Here is a 21,066-nt window from a genome sequence, read left to right on the forward strand (position 1 = left end):
GACTGCTTATGCACCATCTCATTATTACTGCCGATGATTACGGGATGTGTCCAGAAGTGAATCGGGCCATTGAGGAGTGTCTGGCTGCCGGTGCATTACGAGCGACGTGTGTGATGGCGAACATGTCGTATGATACCGATGCCGCACAACTCCGCCGAGCCTTTCCCCAAGCCTCAATCGGCATTCACTGGACCCTCACGCTTGGGAAGCCGGCCGCAGCCCCTGAACAGGTACCCGATCTGCTGGCGCCAAACGGTCAGTTTTGGCCGGCAGCGGAATTCCGGCGCCGCTGGCTCGCCCGCCGTATTTCACCGGAGCAGGTGCGCCATGAATTGCACGCTCAGTATACGCGGTTCGTCGCCGTTGCCGGCCAGCCCGATTTTTGGAATACGCACCAGAATGTACATGTGGTACCCGGTCTCTTTATGGTGGTCGTTACCCTTGCGCATGAACTGGGTATCCCGGCGATGCGCTCTCACCGTCGGATTACCGTCCCACGTCGTGGCACGGCCCTGACCTACCATCTCTCCCATCCGGTGTATTGGTTGAAGGGCCAAATCATTGCCCGCTGGGCTGCGGCAGCCGCTCGATATGGGCTGCGTATGCCTGCCGGCGTCGTGAGCACACCGGGATTTGGGCCGGGGAAGGCAGCGGTTGAACAGATCGTGCGCCAGATGACGTGGCCGCGCCACGCGCCTGCCGAGTTGGTCATTCACCCGGCCACCCGGCTGATCCCCGAACTTTTTGGGTCGTTGACCGATTCACGTCTGCGCGAGTATGAAGTCTTTCGCGATCCGATGCTCGTCAATCGCTTAGCTGCTGCCGGTGTCCAGACAACCGGCTTTGAGGTGTTGCGATGAACCTGCGTTTGCCTTCGCAACAGCAGATCTACGATACCGCCCCGCGTTGGTTACAGCGGGTGTTGGTCAATGCCGAAGCGGTACGTCGCGAGTGGTTTCGGCGTCATGGTGCGTATCAGCAGTTGGTACGCGAACACGATCCCGCGTGGTACTATCGCTCGCGTGCCGAGCAGGAATCGTGGCAGCTTGCCCAACTCAATCGCCTGTTGGCCGAAGTTCGTCGGCGGGTGCCTTTCTACCGGCATGTCTTGCCCGACCGTCCACTCACCGGGCTTGACGAACTCTCCACGTTGCCGATGCTCAGCAGAGAGCAGGTTCGGCGTGATCCGTTTGCGCTGGTCGCTACCGATCTCGACCGACGTACCCTCTGGCCACGCAAGACGAGTGGCTCTACCGGGACGCCACTGACCTTCTACCTTGACCGCGAAGCAACCCGTAACCATCAGGCTCCGGCCGATGCGATGCTGGCCGCGTTTGGGTGCCGGTTTGGTGAACCGCGTGCTCGCTTTTCGGGCGCGTATGTCGTGCCGTATACCCGCATTCAACCGCCATTCTGGATCTGGATCGACCTCTACCATCAGTTACAATGCTCGGCCTACCATCTCGCACCCGAGTTTTACCCGCATTATCTCCGTGCCCTGCGCGAGCATCGGGTGGTTTATGGAACCGGCTACCCGACGGCGTGGCATCTCTTGGCGATGTACGTCCGCGAACACGGCGATCAACCGCCCCGTTTGCGGGTCATCGTTACCGATAGCGAGGGCATCTCGCTCGAACAGCAAGCTGTGGTCGAACAAGCGTTTGGCTGCCCCGTCGTACAAACCTACGGCACCGGCGAGGTGGGGCAAATCGCGTGGCAGTGTGAGCATCGCCGCTACCACGTGCTCAGTCGCGCTGCCATTGTCGAAGTCGTTGATGAGAACGGCCAACCGGTCGCTCCCGACGAGACCGGTCAAATAGTCGTGACCTCATTTGCCAGCTCAGGGACGCCGTTTATCCGGTATCAAACCGGTGATCTGGCAACGCTGGCCGCTGATGATTGTCCGTGTGGTCGGCATAGTCCGTCGTGGTTGGCGATTGAGGGCCGGATCGATGACCGGATCAAGACTCCTGATGGACGTTGGGTTGGCCGTCTGAGCCACGTAACGAAACCCGGCATCGGAATCAAAGAGAGTCAGATTGCGCAAGTGGCTCGTGATCGGATTATCATCCGTGTGGTGCCGGCCCCTGATTTTGTACCCGCCTCAATGCAAGCGGTGCTTGCAGCGGCCCAACGTTATCTTGGCCCAACGATGCGGGTTGAGTGGGAATTGGTGGAACGCTTACCCCGGACACGCGCCGGAAAGTTGCGTCACGTCGTGCGTGAAGTTCCCGACTTATAGAAATGGACGCGAGCGAGACCGATGCACATTCTCTATCTGCATCAATACTTTACTACCCGCGCTGGGAGTGGCGGAACCCGCTCGTATGAGTTTGCCCGCTATTTTGTTCACCACGGTCATCGGGTGACCATCGTGACGGCTGCCGATCCGCAGACACCGTGGACGGGCGGATGGTGGCGGCAACGTGTGGTAGACGGAATGAACGTAGTCGAGGTACGGGCCGGTGATACCGATTATCGTCGAAAGACGGCCCTTGGCTACGGTCAGCGGATGGTCGCGTTTCTCCTCTTCGCCCTTGCTAGCGTCATCGCCGTACTGCGCGTCGAACGACCCGATGTCGTCTTCGCGACCAGCACACCGCTTACCATCGGCATTCCCGGTATGATCGCTAGCCGTTGGCATCGCGTCCCACTGGTATTCGAGGTGCGCGATCTGTGGCCGGAAGCGCCGTTACAGATGGGCGCATTGCGTCATCCGGCCCTGATACTGGCTGCACGCTGGCTCGAACGCACTATCTACCGCCACTCGCGCCATATTATCGCACTCTCGCCCGGTATGCGGCAGGGCATCTTAGATACCGGCGTACCACCGGAAAAGGTTAGCGTGATTCCCAATGCCGCCGATCTTGATCTCTTCCATCCGTTACGTGATGGCCGGTGTTGGCGTGAACGACTAGGTCATCCCTCATTTCTGGCGCTCTACTTTGGCACGATGGGTGAGGCTAACGATCTACAGCAGGTGATCGAGGCTGCACGAATATTGCAGACACAAGGCCGTGACGACATCCTGATCGTGCTGGTGGGGCAAGGCCGGCAACGTCCACAGCTTGAGGACAAAACCCGTGACTACCAACTGCGCAATGTGTGTTTTCTTGATCCGTTACCCAAAACCGAGGTCGCCGATCTGGTCGCTGCCGCCGATGTCTGTCTGACCATCTTCAAAGCCATACCGGTGCTGGCAACGTGCTCACCGAACAAACTCTTCGACGCACTGGCCGCCGGTAAAGCGGTTATCGTCAACACACCAGGTTGGTTGCAACAGTTGGTCGAAACGCATCAATGTGGGCGCTATGCACGTGCCGGCGATCCCGCCGATCTAGCAGCCCAGATCACTTATTTGTGTGACCATCCGGACTTCACCCAGCATGCCGGTCAACAGGCTCGGTATCTGGCCGAGCAACAATTTGATCGCCGGCAACTGGCAGCCGCAGCACTGACTATCCTGCAAACATGCACAGCAAACTAGCAACCTTTGCGTCTTTGCGTCTTTGCGTCTTTGCGTCTTTGCGTCTTTGCGTTATATAATTCGTTCCCACCACCGTGTCGGTAAAGCGATAGATGGCTCTCCGGGGGCTCAACCGGTTACGTCCCACGCCGATCATCCCTCTAACGCCTGCTGTACCGCTACCTCTAACGAGCTGGCACGAAATGGCTTCTCAATCAGGGGTATGTCGCCGATATGCACCCCTTGCAGCGCTGCAAATCCGCTCATCAACAATACCTTAAGGGTGGGCAAAGCCTGTTGTGCCAGCTTTGCTAGCTCTTGGCCGCTCATCTCCGGCATAACGACATCGGTTAGCAACAGGTCGACCGGTTCGCTCTGTAATAACGTAAGTGCCTCAGGCCCATTGTTTGCATGCAACACGGTATAACCAAGATGGATCAGGGTATTGACCGTCATTCGCAACAGATCGGGATCGTCATCAACCACTAAAATACGTGCTTGGCGACGGGCTGTGGGTATAACCACCGGCGATTCAACCGGTGTCGTTTGTTGGGCACACGGTAAGTACAGCCGGACGGTCGTGCCGAGGTTGGAGGTAGAATAGATTTGGGCTGTCCCTCCCGATTGACGAGCAAAGCCATAGACCATCGCCAGGCCAAGACCCGTACCGCGTCCGCGTTCTTTAGTGGTAAAGAACGGTTCAAAGGCACGTTTGGCTACTTCTGGTGACATTCCGTTACCGGTATCGATAACGTCAATCACGATATAGCAGCCGGGCGCCAACATCGCCGTCAACATGACATCTTCCACAGAAACCCACTGCTCACGAACCTTGATCGTCAGTATTCCGCCCTGCGGCATCGCATCACGACTGTTGATCACCAGATTCAGCAACGCGGCCTCAAGCCCGGCGCGGTCGGCTCGTGCCGGGAGAGTGGTTTGTTCGAGCAACTCAACTTTCACGTTTGAGCCGAGCGAGACTTGGATGAGCGGCAAGAACTCCCGCAACACCTGATGCAGTTCAATTGTAGTTGGTGCGAGCGGTTGGCGGCGGGCTACCGCCAGCAAACTTTTGGTTAGTTCGGCGCCACGCAATGCCGCATGGAGCGATGCCTGGATCATCTGCTGTATATCGGGATCGTATTGCCAATCGGCTAATACCATATCGAGATTACCGATAATAATCCCAAGCAGGTTATTAAAATCATGAGCAAGCCCACCGGTGAGCAACACCAAGGCCTCAAGCTTCTGCGTTTCGTGCAGGCGTTCATCAAGTTGTTTGCGCTCGGTAACATCGCTCAGTGCCCCGATCATACGTGTCACGTTGCCGTTTGCATCGCGCAACGCTTCACCCCGCGCCAGTATCCAGCGATACCGGTTGTTGCGATGACGCATGCGGAATTCCATATGAAACGGTTCAAGACCGGCAAAATGGCGATCAAGCGCTTTCGTCACTGCCGGCCAATCCTCGGGATGAATCCGCTCGAAGAAGGTAGTGATCGTGTTTGGTAATTCATCCTTGTCAAAACCGAACAAGGCTTTCCATTGTGATGAAAGATAGGTGATCCCATTGCTAATATCCCAATCCCATACCCCATCTTGCACTGCTCGTTCGGCCAACGTGTAGCGCTCTTCACTTAGTCGTAACCGTTCCGAAATGATGTGCTGCTCAATGATCGGTCCGGCTAAGTGGCTGATAAACTGGGTGAGGATGAGGTCTTCACTCGCCGGTGACGCAGCTCGTTTCGACCACACCGTGAAGGTGCCGATGACAAGGCCACCAGTACTGAGTATCGGTTCGGCCCACAGCGTTTGAATACCGTTCGCCTGCACAGTGTTCGCAACATCATGCCAGGCCGGATGGTTGGCGAGTATCGGAATAATGATCCGTTGGCGGTTGAATAGTGGCTGCCAGCGGTTGGTCGACGCTAACAATTCGTCTGTTTCGAGAAAAGCGCGGAGCGGCGGTGGCACGCTGGCTCCGATCACACTGCTTATCGCAAGGTGTTTTGGATCGAAGAGGATAATCGCACCGTAGGTATCGGGTTGCTCTTCTTCAAACGCCTGTATCAGAATGTTCATAAGGGTTTGCAAGTTTTCACCTCCCAGTAAGCTGGTGAAGAGTTGAACCCGTAACCGCTCGTGAAACTCGAGGCGCTTTAACGCGCTTATATCGGTGTGCGTGCCGAGGAGCCTGGTCGGAGTCCCATGTTCGTCACGTTCAACAATCGAGCCGACTGATAGGATCCACCTCCAACCTCCGTTCTGCATCCGCGAGCGGTATTCAACCCGATACTCTGAAATCTTGCCGGCCAGGTAATCGAGGAAGGTTTGGTATACGGTATCTGCGTCATATGGATGCAATCGCTCACGCCACTGTTGGTTGGTCTCGCTGAAGGTAGCCGGATCGTAACCCAACATGGTCGCATATTCAGCCGTCACAACTGTCCGACCACTGCGGAGATCGAGATCGTACAATCCTTGATTAGCCGCTCGCAAGGCGAGTTCGAGCCAGTGGGCATTGATTTGCAGGGTGCGAAGACTTTCGTATTCACTAGTAACATCGGTAAAAAAGATGAAAATAAACGTTTGCCCGTTCCCGTAAGTTCCGCCCGGTGCAATATTACAATAAAATGTTGAGCGATCTTGGCGCAGACAGGTAATATGAAGGAGTGGTGTTTCGTCTCCGCTGCTCATCCGCTGAAACGCATCGATGATGATCGTATGTATATCGTTCGGATGCAAATCTTCGATATACAGGTTCTGCATTTCGCCGGCAGAGTAGCCGAAGAGACGATGCATCGCTTGGTTCGACCAGCGTACCTGCCGACTACCGATTTCAACCTCAATCACGCCAGACGGAGTATGCTCGACCAGCATGCGTAGGCGATAGGTTTCACGTACCATCGCGTGTTCTTTGCGGAGTTCACGCAGCACAATGAACGGCAACCGCATGAGGTCGGTTTCGGCAACAATATCGACGATGGCCGGTTCGTGGATAAACTGCGCAGGGTGATATTCATGTGTTGGGGAGAGGATGATCAGCGGTATGCCGGTCGGTACACTGAAGCACTGGGCCGTTCGGCAGAGAATGAGCAGCGGCGGTTGCTGAGCAATCTGGACGAGCAGATCACTCGGTGTGTTGGCAAACGAGTAGTTGATCTGCGGGTAAGCGAGTAGTTGTTGAATGAGAGGTTGCCGCAAATCATCAACGGCATAGAGGAGAAGGTGGGTGCGATTGCCGGTCATGGTCCTATTCCTATTGGTAACCGAAGCGACAAATCGCACCGGGTATCTACTAGTATATCACTCACAATGATAATTGCTACCGTTTCTGCGTATAGAGACGCTAACTTAACCGTTCGTTTTGTCACTGCTAGTTGCCAATGTAAAGGCGTGATCGACGTCCCATCCATCACCCCACTCGCTCGCGCGTGCCTGTCGCCAGACTGCACCGTGCCGGCGCGTAACGGTAATGTGTTGTACCCCCTGTACCGTACAGACTTGCAGTTCGATGTGCCCACTATGAATAAGCGGGTGACGGACGATCCGCCCACGAGTTGATGGTGTACCCTGCCGGGCGGCGATCAGGTACGAAAACTTTTCATCCTCAAACGGCGCCGTTGCACCTTTCAAACGACGTTGAAAGGCCGGCCGTGCAATGCGTTGGGCGAAGTGGCACCAGTCGTGCTGTTCGGCCAACGGGCAGGCTGCGGTATGAGGGCACGGCGCTACGATCGGAATATCACGCTTTATCAACTCATCCCGAATACTCAGAATGGTCGTATGACCGGTCGGTGTGCCCGGCTCGATAAAGATCAAAGCACCTTTCGTGGCTTTCCAAAGCCGACTAAGCAAGGTCAGGCGCATTGACGGCTCAATTTCACCATACACATAACTCGCTACAACCAAGTCGCTCTCCGGTAACCGTTCGATGGTGAGCACATCACTACGCTGCCATGTCACCGTCGGTAAACCGGCCCCGGCCATCAGTTGTTCGCCGATTCGCGCCATCGCCAACTGACGTTCAATCGCAATCACACGTTGCAGTGACGGCCACTGTTCGGCGGCAGCCCAAATTGCTGCACCACTGCCTGCTCCAACGTCCAGCATCTTCGTTGGCGCAAACGTCGGTTGCGCTTCGGCCAAACGGCGAAAAACGGCACGCACGGCCGCGTAGGTAGCCGGCATACGCCATGCCGCATACGCAACCGCTTCGAGCGGTGTGGTGATCGGTGGAGCTTGGCCGGTGCTTAACTCACGGTAGCGCGTCGAGAGTGCGATAGCTGTTTGCTCCAGTGCTGTCGCCGGTTGGCCGGCTACCATTCGCTCGAGTGATCGTTGGAGGATTGGTGGCAATTGCATAGGTACTTTTTCTCGCTACTGCTTTGCTCAACCTTGCTATTGTACCGGTACGTGCAACAATAACTCGCTATTTCAAATTATGGTATACTACAAGTATATTATCCACTTCTAAAAGAACTTCCTATCGAAACACCTCAAGAGCGGCTTGGTAGCCGCAGGAGTGCGGAATGAACCGTGCTGAACTAATTGCAGAGCTTGAGCGCATCCTCGGTCCGCGCGGTGTGGTAACCAACCCCGATGCCCTGCTGACGTATGATGCCGACGGGTGCGTGATGGATACCCACGAGCCGCACGTCGTCACTCTCCCGACCAGCGCCGAGCAAGTGGCGGCGATTGTCCGGCTGGCTGGCCGTGCCGGTATGCCGATTGTACCGCGTGGCGCCGGTACTGGGTTGGCCGGTGGGGCGACGCCGATGCAGGGGGGGATTGTCATCTCCACGGCCCGCATGGATAAGATTTTACAGGTTGATACGGCCAATGGGCGCGTGCTCTGCCAGCCCGGAGTTATTAATTGGGAATTGTCACAATATCTCAAGCCGTTTGGATATCAGTTCGCCCCCGATCCTTCTTCCCAAAAAGCATGCACAATTGGTGGGAATATCGCTAACAATTCCGGCGGTCCGCACTGTCTGAAGTATGGTATAACTGCCAGCCACGTGCTCGCCGTGCAAGTTGTCTTACCCGATGGTGCGATTGTGTGGACGGGGGATGGTAGTGTCCATACACCCGGCTACGATTTAACCGGCGTGATCACCGGTTCGGAAGGAACCATCGGCTTTGTCACCGCAGCATGGCTGCGCTTGACTCGTCTGCCGGAAGCGGTGCGGGTGGTGTTGGCCCTCTTCCCCGATATTGCCGGTGCCTCCAATACCGTCTCACAGGTGATCGCCAGTGGCTTGCTGCCTGCTGCACTGGAGATTATGGATCGACTGGCGATTAAGGCGGTCAACGATATGTATAAGTTGGGTTTGCCTGAAGCTGCCGGAGCTGCCTTGCTCATCGAGGTCGATGGGGTTGAAGATGGTCTTGATGAGCTGCTGCATGATATTACCGCCATCTGCTGGCGCAATGGGGCGATAGATGTACGACCTGCGCGCACATCGGCTGAACAAAATCAGGTGTGGGCCGCACGTAAGAATGCTTTCGGGGCGATGGGTCGTCTCGCGCCAACTTATTATCTGGTTGATACTGTTGTACCGCGTACAAAGCTACCGCAAACGATGGATGAAGTGGGCCGGATTTCACGCGAGTTCCGCTTACCGATTGCTAATGTCTTTCACGCCGGCGATGGTAACCTGCATCCGATTATCCTCTTCGACCGTCGCGATCGTTCGCAGAATCAGCGCGCGCTCGAGGCGGCGACCAGTGTTATGAAAGTGAGTATCGATTTCGGTGGCGTGATAAGTGGTGAACATGGGATTGGGGTCGAGAAGCAAGATTATATGACGTTGCTCTTTACAACCGAGGATTTGGCTGCGATGGCTGGTCTTCACCAGAGTTTTGATCCTCACGATCTGTTTAATCCCGGTAAGGTCTTCCCGAAGGGTCGTGGTTGTGGTGAATTGGCCGCTCTCCGGCGTGCGGGTATTGCCTGGAGTACGTTGAAAACGAGTTAATCGCATGAAGCTCGCATCGTTGCAAACCGATTTGGCCGCGATCTGCGGTGAAGATTATATCTGTGAACAACCCGCCGATCGCCAGATTTATGGTCAAACGCCGCTCTTGGCAGTTGCCCCCGGCTCCATTGATGAGTTGTCCCAGACGGTAGCCCGCCTCGCTGCGGAACCATTGGCGATGGTGCCATGGGGTGGTGGTACCCAGCAATCATGGGGGCGTCCGCCTAATCGTCCATTTGTGGTGATTGAAACCCATCGTCTGCACCGCATTCTTGATTATACGCCGGATGATTTGACCATTTCGGTTGAGGCCGGTCTGACCTTAGGTGCGTTGAGTGCAGCGTTGGCCGAGAATCGGCAGATGTTGCCGCTCGATGCGCCATTGCCTGATCGAGCAACCATCGGTGGTTTGTTGGCAACAGCGATGGATGGCCCGCGTCGGCTCGGCTATGGCTCGGCCCGCGATCTACTGATCGGGATCAAGGTTGTCGAAGCGACCGGTCGAGTGTCGAAAGCCGGCGGTATGGTGGTTAAGAATGTGAGCGGCTTCGATATGATGAAGCTGTATTTGGGGAGTTTTGGTACGCTGGCAATTATCGCATCGGCCAACTTTAAGTTAATTCCGCAACCACGTGCCGCGGCAAGTATTCTATGTCGAGCTGCAACTCCGGCGCCGTTGTGGAAAGTAGCCAATGCCATTGCTGTAAGCCAACTGACACCGGTAGCCGTTGAGTATGTCGAAGGAGTAGCGGTAACCGGTGCATCGTATGCTTTAGCGGTGCGTACTGAGGGGTTGCCGGCAGCGGTCGAGCGTCATGTGCGTGATGTGAGGGCCTTTGCCACCCAATTCGGTGTGAGCGCTGAGCCAATGCGCGATGCCGAACACGAGCAACTGTGGGCTGCGCTTAATGATGTGCCGCAAACGGCACTCGTCGCCGCCGATGAGCTGGTTGTCCGTGTTACCTGCCTCCCCGCCAATCTGAGTACGATCCTGACGGAAGCACGCACTGCGGCGCAACACGCCGATCTCCCTTTCCAAAGCACGGCTCGGTCGCTGAACGGCGTAGCCTATCTGCGGGTGCGTGGTCCACATCCTGCTTTGCGAGAATGGTACACTGCGTTGCTCAACGCTGCCCCTCAGATGACACTGCTGGCTGCACCGCTGTCGTTGGTCGCTGAATTACCGGCGTTCGGTTCGCATGTGCCCAATCGCGAATTGATGCAACGGATTAAACAAGAGTTTGATCCGACGCATCTGCTGAATCCGGGGCGATTTGTGGTCTAGTTCTTTCCGGTAACGGGCCGGTCTGTACAAAAGGAGTTCGCCGCAGTGACGACAACTGCTGCTCCAACTGCATTGGTTGAAGAGCTACGCGCCGTGCTCGGCGCAGAAGCAGTGCTGACGACGCCGGAGTCGTTGCTGACCTACGACTCCGATGGCAGTATGATCGTTTCCCATCCACCGGATATTGTCGTGTTACCGACCACTGCCGAACAGGTTGCAGAAGCGGTGCGGTTGGCTAATCGTGCCGGCTTGGCAATCGTAGCGCGTGGCGCCGGTACCGGGATTGCCGGTGGCGCCGTGCCGCTGCGTGGTGGGTTGATGATCAGTACGGCGCGCATGGATAAAATCCTTGCCGTTGATACTCGTTCGCGATTGGCCGTCGTTCAGCCCGGCGTTGTCAATGCCGATCTCAATGCCTATCTCGCGCCACTTGGCTACCAATTTGCCCCCGATCCCTCTTCGCAACGGGCCAGTACCATCGGTGGTAATATCGCAACGAATGCCGGTGGTCCGCACTGTCTGAAGTACGGGGTGACGAGTAATTACGTGTTGGCAGTCGAAGTGGTCGATCACGCTGGTTCTCGTTACTGGACTGGTGATGGTGTGCTCGATCAGTCCGGTTACGATCTAACCGGCCTCATGACCGGCAGTGAAGGAACGTTGGGGATTGTGACGGCTGCTATTGTGCGCCTGACACCGCTGCCTGAAGCGGTGCGCGTGGTATTGGCCCTCTTTCCATCGGTCGTGGCTGCGGCTGCGGCAGTCAGTGCCGTGATTGCCGCCGGTTCGTTGCCGACGTCGCTGGAAGTGATGGATCACAATGCGATCCGCGCCGTCAATAGTGCCTATAGTTTGGGCTTGCCGGAAACGACCGGCACGACGGCCCTCATTATCGAGGTAGATGGTGTCGAAGATGGATTAGACGATCAGCTCGATCAGATTATCGCGATTTGTCGTGACCACGGCGCGTTTGATTTGCGTCCGGCCCGGGATCCGGCGACGCAGGCGCGGGTATGGACCGCACGCAAGTCGGTGGCGGGTGCCATTGGTCGCCTTGCGCCGGCGTACTATCTCGTTGATACGGTGGTACCGCGCACAAAGCTACCGTTGATGATGGAGCATGTCGAGCGGTTGCGGGCCGAGTATGGTATGGAGGTGTGTAACGTTTTTCACGCCGGTGATGGGAATCTCCACCCGCTCGTGCTCTACGATCCGCGTGATCCGGATCAGCGTCGGCGTGCGCACGATATTGCTGCCGGTGTGCTCGAACTTAGTATTGCCAATGGGGGCGTAGTCAGCGGTGAGCACGGTATTGGCCTGGAGAAGTGCGAATACATGCCACGCTTTTTCTCACCCGCCGAGTTGCAATTGCACGCGACAATTCATCAGGTGTTCAATCCAACCGGCTGTTTCAACCCGGCCAAGATCTTTCCCGCCGATACCACACCAGCAGCGTTGGCCGCCGCGCGTGCCGAGCGGTTGCAACGGTGTGATCCGGCACACGGCGCTGCTGCACCTGAACCCGGGGCATTCGTTGCACCGGAAACGCCGGCCGCTGCCGCAGTGCTGATGAAGGCTTGCTATCACGCCGGCTTGTCGGTAATCCCAACCGGTGGAACCACGGCGCGTTCGCCCCAGGCTGTGACGATCTCAACGAAGGAGTGGCACGGCCCTCTCGTGTACGAACCGGATGATCTCACTATTAAGGTGGCTGCCGGTACGACGTTGGCCGAGTTGCAAGCCTTGCTCGCGCCGCATAATCAGATGTTGCCTCTCGATGTGGCCGATCTACACCGGAGCATCGGTAGCTTAGTTGCCACCGCTGCCGATGGTCCGCGCCGACTGGGCTATGGCGCGCTTCGCGATTGGGTGTTAGCACTCGATGTACTCGAACCAGATGGTGAGCCGGTGCGCCTCGGTGCCCAGGTAGTCAAGAATGTGACCGGCTACGATCTGGTTAAGCTCTATACCGGCAGCTATGGCACCCTCGGTCTGATGACGGCAGTGGCCTTGAAGGTCTTTCCACAACCGCCTGCCGGTGCGACGGCCATTATGAAGATGCCGACAAGCGTTGCTGCGTGTACACTGATCGATGATCTGGCCGCAACTCGTTTGTTGCCTACGGCTGTTGAATACCTTGCCGATGCGGGTGCTATCGTGGTCGCCGTGCGTGCTGAGGGTCATCCCGCTGCCGTTGAGCGTCATATGCAAGAGGTGACAGAACTCGCCCACCGGCATAATGGGGTATGGACGGTGGTGGCCGGCGCTGATGAAACAAGCTTCTGGCAGCAGACGGTTGCCCGCTATGGGGTGGTGACCGATCAGGCGTTGTTGCGGCTTAGCGTTTGGCCATCCCGTTTCGCTGCTACCCTCCAGACAATCGAACAAGCCGCGTGCCACCAACACGTAGAGGTTGCGCTTACGGCACACGCGCTCAGTGGGATCATCTATCTGCGGGTGACCGGCGAGCCGGCGGCGATAGCTGCATATCATGCTGAGTTGTACCGTACAATTCCCCATACCCGTCTCCTTGTTACACCACCGCACTTCGTGCCGCAGGTGCCGGTATGGCCTCTATCGCCAACCACGCTCAACCGTATCCGTGCGCTAAAAGTAGCAATTGATCCGCATAACACGCTGAATCCAACTGCCGTTTGGTTTGCCAATCGTACCTAGAGGAGAAATACCTGTGACCGTGACTCACTCATCACCAGCGTCAGCGCAGCCGGTTATTCCCCTGATCGGCTTTAGCGTCAAAGATAAGCCAAGCTCTGACATTATTAACACCTGTGTTCACTGCGGGTTGTGCCTTTCGTCGTGTCCGACCTACCGCGAGACGGGTTTGGAAATGGCGTCGCCGCGTGGACGCATTTACCTGATGAAAGCGGTTGACGAAGGGCGGATTAGCCTTGCCAGCCCGGTTTTTCAAGAGCAGATGAGCCTCTGTCTCAATTGTCGAGCCTGTGAGGCGGTATGTCCTTCAGGGGTACAGTACGGTGCGATCCTTGAAGCGAGCCGTGCGCAGATCGAGCAGGCCCGTGCCGGTAAAGCCGGACCCGCAGCGGTACCGGGTGCGCCGGAGCCGAAGTTGCCATCGCGACCACTCTGGCAGCGCGCGTTGCGTAGTGCTGTGTTTGGGGTGTTGTTCAAGCGGATGGAAGTGTTTCGTCTCTTCTCAACGATGATGCGCCTGTACCAGCGGAGTGGCGTACAGTGGGCGGCCCGCAAGAGTGGCATCCTCAAACTATTGCGGTTGGCCGACACAGAAGCGATGTTACCACCGATCAGCGACCACTATATCGTACCGAACGGGCAAATCTTGCCTGCGGAGGGTGAACGGCGCTACAGTGTTGCACTGCTTACCGGCTGCATTATGAGTACGGCATTTGCGCACGTCCACGAAGCGACGATTCGCGTCCTGCGCAAGAATGGTTGTGAGGTGATCATCCCGCCAGACCAAGGCTGTTGTGGGGCGCTGCATACACATGGTGGCGATCTTGATGGTGGACGTGAGTTGGCACGGCGTAATATTGCCGCATTTGAAGGTTTGGGGGTAGATGCGATCATCGTAAATGCCGCCGGTTGTGGCAGTACGATGAAAGAGTACGGCCATCTGTTGCACGATGATCCGGAGTGGCGTGTGCGCGCTGAACGCTTCAGTGCCAAAGTCAAAGATGTGCATGAATTTCTTGCCGGGATTGACTTCAACCGCGCGGCCCTGGGTCGTCTCGATCTCACCGTCACCTATCAAGAACCGTGTCACCTGGTGCATGCCCAGCGTATTAGCGCGCAACCTCGCACACTGCTGACCGCCATCCCCGGCCTGAAGTTAAAAGAGATGCCCGAGTCGTCGTTGTGCTGCGGCAGCGCGGGGATTTATAACATCACCCAGCCTGACATGGCGATGAGTCTCGGCGCCCGTAAAATTGATAATGCCCTCACCACCGGCGCCGAAATTATCGCGACGGCCAATCCTGGCTGCGCGTTGCAGTTGGCCGGTGAGCTGCGCCGGCGCGGCAAAGAGGTCCAAGTGCGCTATATTATCGAATTGCTCGATGAGTCGTATCGAAGATCGGTAGTTGCCTGACAATCTCGATAAGTCATTTCTAACAGCCCTGTGCAGCCATCACCGGTCCTGCACAGGGCTTGTTCATGTTGCTTGTCTGTCTCAAGGTATGCTACTATAATTGCACCAAGCGGCACAAAGAATGCGCCGATACCGTTTCGCTAGGATTGCAGCTAAACCACTACGCGCTCGATGAGGAGATATTTGCTGCCGTACCGGTGTATCTACCGTCCAGAACGGCTTATCAATTCGGTTGTGCCAATCCTGGCAGCCGGTTTGTCGCGATGACAAGCGTGTACGTGTAGTCGTAAACCTATTCCGTTATGGGAGAAAGCAAGGTTGGCTATTCCTACTCGCTACCAAACCTAGATGCAAAAAGTATGGAATCGGCTGCATTGCCCCGGTTGTCATCGAGTATAATCGGACGCAGAAAAATGTGCCTAAAATCACAAGTTTGTGAGCGGGTTATTGGATCCGCCCTATATCTAGTCTGGCCACGCCAATGAGTGAGATCAACCTTCACCCTGCCGCGCCCGAAATCGAGGCCGTGCGCGCCCAATTACAACAGGCGCGAGGCAAACAGTTCTGGCGTTCGCTCGATCAGTTGGTCGATACGCCGGCCTTTCGCGAGTTGATTGCCCGCGAGTTCCCGCAGGGCGCGAGCGAGCTGGCCGATCCGGTATCGCGCCGAACCTTTCTCAAGCTGATGGGAGCGTCGCTAGCGCTGGCCGGTCTCTCCGGCTGTACCGTTGCGTTCAAACAGCCGCAAGAAAAGGTGGCTCCCTTTGCCCGCGCACCGCGCGATCAGATTCCGGGCATTCCGAACTATTACGCCACTGCTGTCATGCTTGATGGGTTCGCTCTCGGGGTTACGGTCAAGAGTAACGAAGGACGCCCAACGAAGATCGAGGGGAATCCGGCCCATCCGGCAAGCCTCGGTGCGACTGATGCCTTCGCACAAGCTGAGTTGTTGGCACTTTACGATCCCGATCGACCCGAAACGGTACGTCGGTTCGGTTTGCTGAGTACGTGGGAGGCGTTTGTTACTGCAATTAACGAAACCTTGCAGGTGCAACGGACATTGCAGGGCCAAGGGTTGCGGTTGTTGACGCCAACCATTACCTCGCCCACCTTACGGGCCCAGATAGCCGAACTATTGACCAACTTCCCGGCAGCACGCTGGATTCAGTACGATCCGGTAGGTCGCAGCAATACCTACGCCGGTGCAGCATTGGCGTTCGGGGCTCCGTATGAGCCACGTTATAACTTCGCCGAGGCTGAGGTTGTTTTGGCGCTCGATGCCGATTTCGTGAGCGAAGGCCCTGGTCGGGTACGCTATGCGCGCGATCTGATGCAACGCCGCCGAGTGCGCGCCGAAACAACCACGATGAGTCGGTTGTACGTCGCCGAACCGGTCTTCTCACCGACCGGTGCCATTGCCGATCACCGCTTGGCGATCCGGGCCGGTCTGGTCGGTCAGTTGGCTGCTGCTATCGCCAATGAGTTAGGGGTGACAGCGGTAGCACCGGCGACCGGCCTGAACGAGGTTCAGCAGAAGTGGGTGGCGACCGTCGCTGCCGATCTACGTCGTGCCGGCTCACGGGCAGTTGTCGTGGTGGGCGAGGCACAGCCGCCGGTTGTGCATGCCATTGCCCATGCGATCAATGTGCAGCTCGGTGCTGTGGGGACAACGGTTGAGTTGACCGAACCGGTTGCCCAACCCGCCGATCCGCAGGATTTGGTGACCCTAACTGAAGAGTTACGGGCCGGTCGTGTTGAGCTGTTGGTTATTATTGATAGCAACCCTGTCTTTACGGCACCGGCTGATCTTAACTTTGCCGAGGCGATGAAGCAGGCAAAGCAAAGTGTGGTGCTGAACCCTTACGAAGACGAGACGGCAGCTCAGGCCACGTGGTTTATCCCATTGTCCCATCCCCTCGAGTCGTGGTCAGATGCCCGTGCATACGATGGTACCGTGAGCATTATTCAGCCGCTCATTCGCCCCCTCTATAGCTCACGTACCGCTCACGAATTGCTGGCTGTCCTGAACGGCGCCATCGGAACGACAGATTACGACAGTGTCCGCACGTACTGGCAGCAGCAAACCGGCCTTGACGATGCTGCTTTTGATGATTTCTTCAAGCGTGCATTAAGCACTGGTGTGATCGAGGGAACACGCTTAGAGCCGGTCGATGTGTCGTTGGTCGACGGGGTGCAGTTACAGGCACCACCACCTACGACTAGCTTGGAATTGTTGTTCCGACCCGATCCGGCGATCTGGGATGGGCGTTTTGCCAACAACGGCTGGCTCCAGGAATTGCCGCGTCCAATGACAAAATTGACGTGGGACAACGCGGCATTGGTGAGTCCGCGCACAGCCATCCGGTTGCTCAACCTACCGTTTGACCCGGCCAGTTTGGCTGCACCCGGTCGAGCACGCGATCAGGCACTCGAACGCCTTACCGGTGAGAACGGTCGCATGATCGATATCACGACGCCGGCGGGGACGTTGCGCATGCCCATCTGGATTGTCCCCGGTCACGCCGACGATACGATTACGGTGACGCTGGGCTATGGCCGTACCCATGGCGGGCGAGTGGCCGAAGGCGCTGGGTTCAATGTCTATCGCCTGCGCCAGAGCGCCAATCCGTGGCTAGTGGCCGGTGTGAGCGCAACCGCTGTGAACGAGCGTTATCTGCTGGTCAGCACCCAAGATCACTGGACACTCGAAGGGCGTGATGTGGTGCGCGCCGGCGAGTTTGCCCGCTTCAAGGAAGACCCGAAGTATATCGCCAAAGAGGTCTATGCTGAGAAGTACGGGTCACCGGAACGGAAGCCGCAATATCAATCACTGCTCCCCGGTTTCGACTACAGCACCGGCAATCAGTGGGGGATGGTCATCGACCTCTCGGCGTGTATCGGTTGCAATGCGTGTGTAGTTGCCTGCCAGGCTGAAAACAACATTCCGATTGTCGGTAAAAACGAAGTGGCTCGCGGGCGCGAGATGCACTGGATCCGGATTGATCGCTATTACGCCGGTGAAGATCTCGACAACCCAGAAGCGTACTTAATGCCGATGACCTGTGCTCACTGTGAACAGGCACCCTGCGAGTTGGTCTGCCCGGTGGCGGCTACCGTCCACGATGCCGAGGGCATTAACAATATGGTGTACAACCGCTGTGTCGGTACGAAGTACTGCTCGAACAACTGTCCGTTCAAGGTTCGCCGGTTCAACTTCTTGCAGTACAGCGACCTGACCACCGAGAGTCTCAAGCTTATGCGCAACCCACAAGTGACGGTACGCAACCGTGGTGTGATGGAGAAGTGCAGCTACTGTGTACAGCGGATCAGTGCAGCTCGGATCAAGGCGAAGGTTGAGGGCAACCGCCCCATCCGTGATGGTGAAGTCGTAACCGCTTGTCAGCAGGTTTGCCCGACCGAGGCTATCATATTCGGCAACATCAACGATCCCAATAGTCGGGTAGCACAGCTCAAGCAGCAGCCGCACAACTACACCGTATTCGACGAATTGAATCTCAAGCCGCGCACAAGCTATCTGGCGCGGGTGCGTAACCCCGAAGAATCACTCGATGGTGGTCACAGTGCAGGGTAGCAGCAGGCCGGTCGGCAGATGACCGGCTAGTGCTAGAAACGAGAAGCGTATGGTGCAATCTGTTCGCAAATCGATCGTGACCCGCGTGGTGCGGCTGGCGTGGCTGCCGCTCTGCCTGTTGCTGGTCGCCTGTCACGTTGATATGTACGATCAGCCTAAGTATAAGCCGAACGCGGTAAGTAGCTTTTTTCCTGATGGCCGTGCTATGCAGCCACCACCGGCCAATACCGTACCACTCAACAGCTACAACCCGGATTCACCGCTCATGACCGGGCGGATCGATGGTCAGTTGGCCGATCAGTTGCCACCCGAACTAAAACTCGATGCTGCGTTGCTTGCCCATGGTCAATCGCGTTACAACGCCTTCTGTGCCCCGTGCCATGGGTTAGTCGGTGATGGTCAAGGAGTCATCGCCTACCGCGGTCCGATCACCGTACCGAGTTTTCATAACGACCGGTTGCGTAATGTACAGATCGGTTATTTCTTTGACGTGATCACGAACGGTATCGGCAAAATGTACAGCTATGCGGCGCGCATCCCACCTGAGGATCGCTGGGCGATTGCCGCGTATGTGCGGGCGTTGCAATTGAGCCAGAATGCCGATGTCGCCTTGTTAAGTGAGGCTGAGCTACAGCAAGTCAAAGCCGGCCGCTAGGCTAGAGAGCGAGAGACGCGACGTATGTCTGCCCAAATCTTTCCGCGTAATGCAAATGCAATCTTTCTGGCCAGCCTCTTTGGCCTTGTGATGCTGGTGATCGGTGTTATTGCCGCCATGGTCGGTTTTTACCTCTCACCATGGTATACTGATGTTGGTGTTGCGAAAGCCCAGCCGGTTCCGTTTAGCCACAAGCATCACGTCAGTGAGTTGAAGATCGACTGTCGCTATTGTCATGCGACGGTTGAGAAGGCAGCTCACGCCGGTTTCCCGGCTACCGAGACGTGTATGTCGTGCCACTCACAAGTGTGGACGACTAGCCCGTTGCTTGAAGTCGTGCGTACCAGTTATCAGACTGGTGAGCCGGTCGTGTGGAACCGCATCTACGATCTGCCCGACTTCGTCTATTTCAACCATTCGGTGCATATCGCCAAAGGTATCGGTTGTAGTTCGTGCCACGGTCGGATCGATCAGCAGCAGTTGGCGGCTAAAGCACAGCCTCTCTACATGGGCTGGTGTCTCGGTTGTCACCGCGCTCCCGAAAACTTTATTCGCCCTCGCGAAGAAGTTTTCAATATGGAGTGGGACGTGAATTCGTTGTCGTTGGCTCAGCGGCAACAACTGGTGATCGAATACCAGATCCCAACCGATGGCCGTTTGACTAACTGTTTTGTCTGCCACCGCTAGAAGAGAGGTGATTATGAGTCACGCTCATGCCCATAGTGAAGGCCCGTCAGCCGAGAGTCTGGCGCTCAATCATGAAGTGAGCGATGCGCGCTCGACACCGGTCATTTGGGGTCTTGGCATCGTGTTTGGTACGTTGCTGCTCGCCTTTGTTCTGATGGGTCTAGTGCTGGCTCTGACGTCCGGCTCGATTACCGATGCGAGTAATACCCTGAGGAACGACGAAGTGACGCAGTTGCAGTTACCACCGGCGCCCCGGCTCGAGCAGAATCCACGAGTTGATGGTGACCGGATTATCACCGAAGCGAAGGAACGGCTTGAAAGTTACGGTTGGGTGAATGAGCGAGCTGGTCGGGCACATATTCCTATCGAGCGGGCAATGGAACTCTTGCTCGAGCACGGTCTCGGTGCCGGAAAGTAACCCGCTTTTAGGCTAGATTGTGAGTTGGTGTTATGAGACGCTGGATCTCGCTAGCGCTGCTCGGATGGCTGAGTATGTTGTTCCTAGCACCCGTCACTGTACTGGCGCAAGGAAGCAAATCAAATCCGGCTGATGGGGTAGCGTTTGAGCAACGTATGGGTGAGCAAGTACCTCTTGACGCCATCTTTATTGACGAGCAAGGGTATGAAGTGCGGCTCGGTCAGTTTTTCCGCTCTGGGCTGCCGGTTGTCCTCGTCATGAGCTACTATGAATGCCCGATGCTCTGCTCGTTTGTACGCGAAGGCGTGTTATCGGCGTTGCAACAGGTATCGTTAACAGCCGGGCGAGATTTTCAGGTGGTCAATATTAGTATCGACCCGCTTGAGACACCAATGATGGCCAGCGGGGTCAAGACGCTAACCTTGCAGCGTTATGGACGGGCCGGGGCGGAAGATGGTTGGCATTTTCTGACCGGGAGCGAAGAGCAGATCCGGCGTGTAGCCGATGCGATTGGTTTTAAGTACGTTTACGACGAGACGATTGACCAGTATGCGCATGCGGCCGGGTTTGTCGTACTGACACCGGAAGGAAAGACGTCTCGCTACTTTTTTGGGATTGAGTTTAACGTATCTGATGTGCGATTAGGCATAGTAGAAGCTTCATCCGGTAAGGTTGGTACGCCACTTGATCAGTTCTTGTTGCTCTGTTATCAGTACAATCCGATCACCGGTAAATATACACCGGCGATCATGACGATACTCCGTATTGTCGGTGTGCTCACTGTGATTGGAATCATTATCCTGATCGTAACGTTGAGTCGCTCGACTCCCGGTGGTAATCTACCGCCGCCGCGTGAGTCGGTGCCAGCCTAGCAGTAGTAGCGTCGGGGCCGCTG

The 21,066-nt window shown here is 56.5% G+C and carries 14 protein-coding genes; 12 read left to right on the top strand and 2 right to left on the bottom strand.

Annotated elements, in window-relative coordinates; translation table 11 throughout:
• Positions 1-8: 8 nt before the first annotated feature.
• From AC01ZF_RS03610 to AC01ZF_RS03620, 3 genes are read left to right on the top strand one after another with little or no spacing between them, the layout of a single operon-like run.
• Positions 9-860: a carbohydrate deacetylase gene (locus tag AC01ZF_RS03610; RefSeq protein WP_424675716.1), complete on the top strand. Its 852-nt coding sequence runs from the start codon at positions 9-11 to the stop codon at positions 858-860.
• Entirely contained in the window at positions 857-2,242 is a 1,386-nt protein-coding gene (locus AC01ZF_RS03615; protein ID WP_476575122.1) for a phenylacetate--CoA ligase family protein, read from the top strand. Before AC01ZF_RS03610 ends, AC01ZF_RS03615 begins: the two co-directional genes overlap by 4 nt.
• Positions 2,243-2,263: 21 nt before the next feature.
• Positions 2,264-3,487: a glycosyltransferase family 4 protein gene (locus AC01ZF_RS03620; RefSeq protein ID WP_424675718.1), complete on the top strand. Its 1,224-nt coding sequence runs from the start codon at positions 2,264-2,266 to the stop codon at positions 3,485-3,487.
• Between the two features lie 132 nt (positions 3,488-3,619).
• On the opposite strand, the gene AC01ZF_RS03625 is transcribed toward AC01ZF_RS03620, so the two are convergent.
• Positions 3,620-6,715 carry a PAS domain-containing protein gene (locus AC01ZF_RS03625; RefSeq protein WP_428112599.1) on the bottom strand — a complete coding sequence of 1,032 codons (3,096 nt, stop codon included), beginning with the start codon at positions 6,713-6,715 and terminating at the stop codon, positions 3,620-3,622.
• A gap of 105 nt (positions 6,716-6,820) precedes the next feature.
• Complete coding sequence (locus AC01ZF_RS03630; protein WP_428112598.1) at positions 6,821-7,831, bottom strand: small ribosomal subunit Rsm22 family protein; 1,011 nt, start codon at positions 7,829-7,831, stop codon at positions 6,821-6,823.
• 167 nt (positions 7,832-7,998) lie between these two features.
• On the opposite strand from AC01ZF_RS03630, the gene AC01ZF_RS03635 reads away from it, so the two are divergent.
• From AC01ZF_RS03635 to AC01ZF_RS03675, 9 genes are all read left to right on the top strand, one after another.
• A complete protein-coding gene (locus AC01ZF_RS03635) occupies positions 7,999-9,447 on the top strand; it encodes an FAD-binding oxidoreductase (protein ID WP_424675721.1) in 1,449 nt (482 codons plus the stop codon).
• A 4-nt stretch (positions 9,448-9,451) separates the two neighbouring features.
• Entirely contained in the window at positions 9,452-10,732 is a 1,281-nt protein-coding gene (locus AC01ZF_RS03640) for an FAD-binding oxidoreductase (RefSeq protein WP_424675722.1), read from the top strand.
• 45 nt (positions 10,733-10,777) lie between these two features.
• Positions 10,778-13,408: an FAD-binding oxidoreductase gene (locus tag AC01ZF_RS03645; RefSeq protein WP_424675723.1), complete on the top strand. Its 2,631-nt coding sequence runs from the start codon at positions 10,778-10,780 to the stop codon at positions 13,406-13,408.
• 13 nt (positions 13,409-13,421) lie between these two features.
• Positions 13,422-14,819, top strand: coding sequence for a (Fe-S)-binding protein (locus AC01ZF_RS03650; protein ID WP_428131916.1), 1,398 nt, complete (start codon positions 13,422-13,424; stop codon positions 14,817-14,819).
• Positions 14,820-15,300: 481 nt separating this feature from the next.
• Complete coding sequence (locus tag AC01ZF_RS03655; RefSeq protein WP_424675725.1) at positions 15,301-18,411, top strand: TAT-variant-translocated molybdopterin oxidoreductase; 3,111 nt, start codon at positions 15,301-15,303, stop codon at positions 18,409-18,411.
• A 49-nt stretch (positions 18,412-18,460) separates the two neighbouring features.
• Entirely contained in the window at positions 18,461-19,066 is a 606-nt protein-coding gene (locus AC01ZF_RS03660; protein ID WP_424675726.1) for a c-type cytochrome, read from the top strand.
• A gap of 24 nt (positions 19,067-19,090) precedes the next feature.
• A complete protein-coding gene (locus AC01ZF_RS03665; protein ID WP_424675727.1) occupies positions 19,091-19,753 on the top strand; it encodes a cytochrome c3 family protein in 663 nt (220 codons plus the stop codon).
• Positions 19,754-19,766: 13 nt separating this feature from the next.
• Positions 19,767-20,171, top strand: a complete 405-nt coding sequence (locus AC01ZF_RS03670) for a hypothetical protein (RefSeq protein ID WP_424675728.1) — start codon at positions 19,767-19,769, stop codon at positions 20,169-20,171.
• Between the two features lie 32 nt (positions 20,172-20,203).
• The gene (locus AC01ZF_RS03675) at positions 20,204-21,043 is read left to right on the top strand and encodes an SCO family protein (RefSeq protein WP_424675729.1); all 840 of its coding nucleotides are present in this window, start codon (positions 20,204-20,206) and stop codon (positions 21,041-21,043) included.
• The last annotated feature ends 23 nt before the right edge of the window (positions 21,044-21,066 follow it).

Source organism: Chloroflexus sp. (assembly GCF_056331925.1).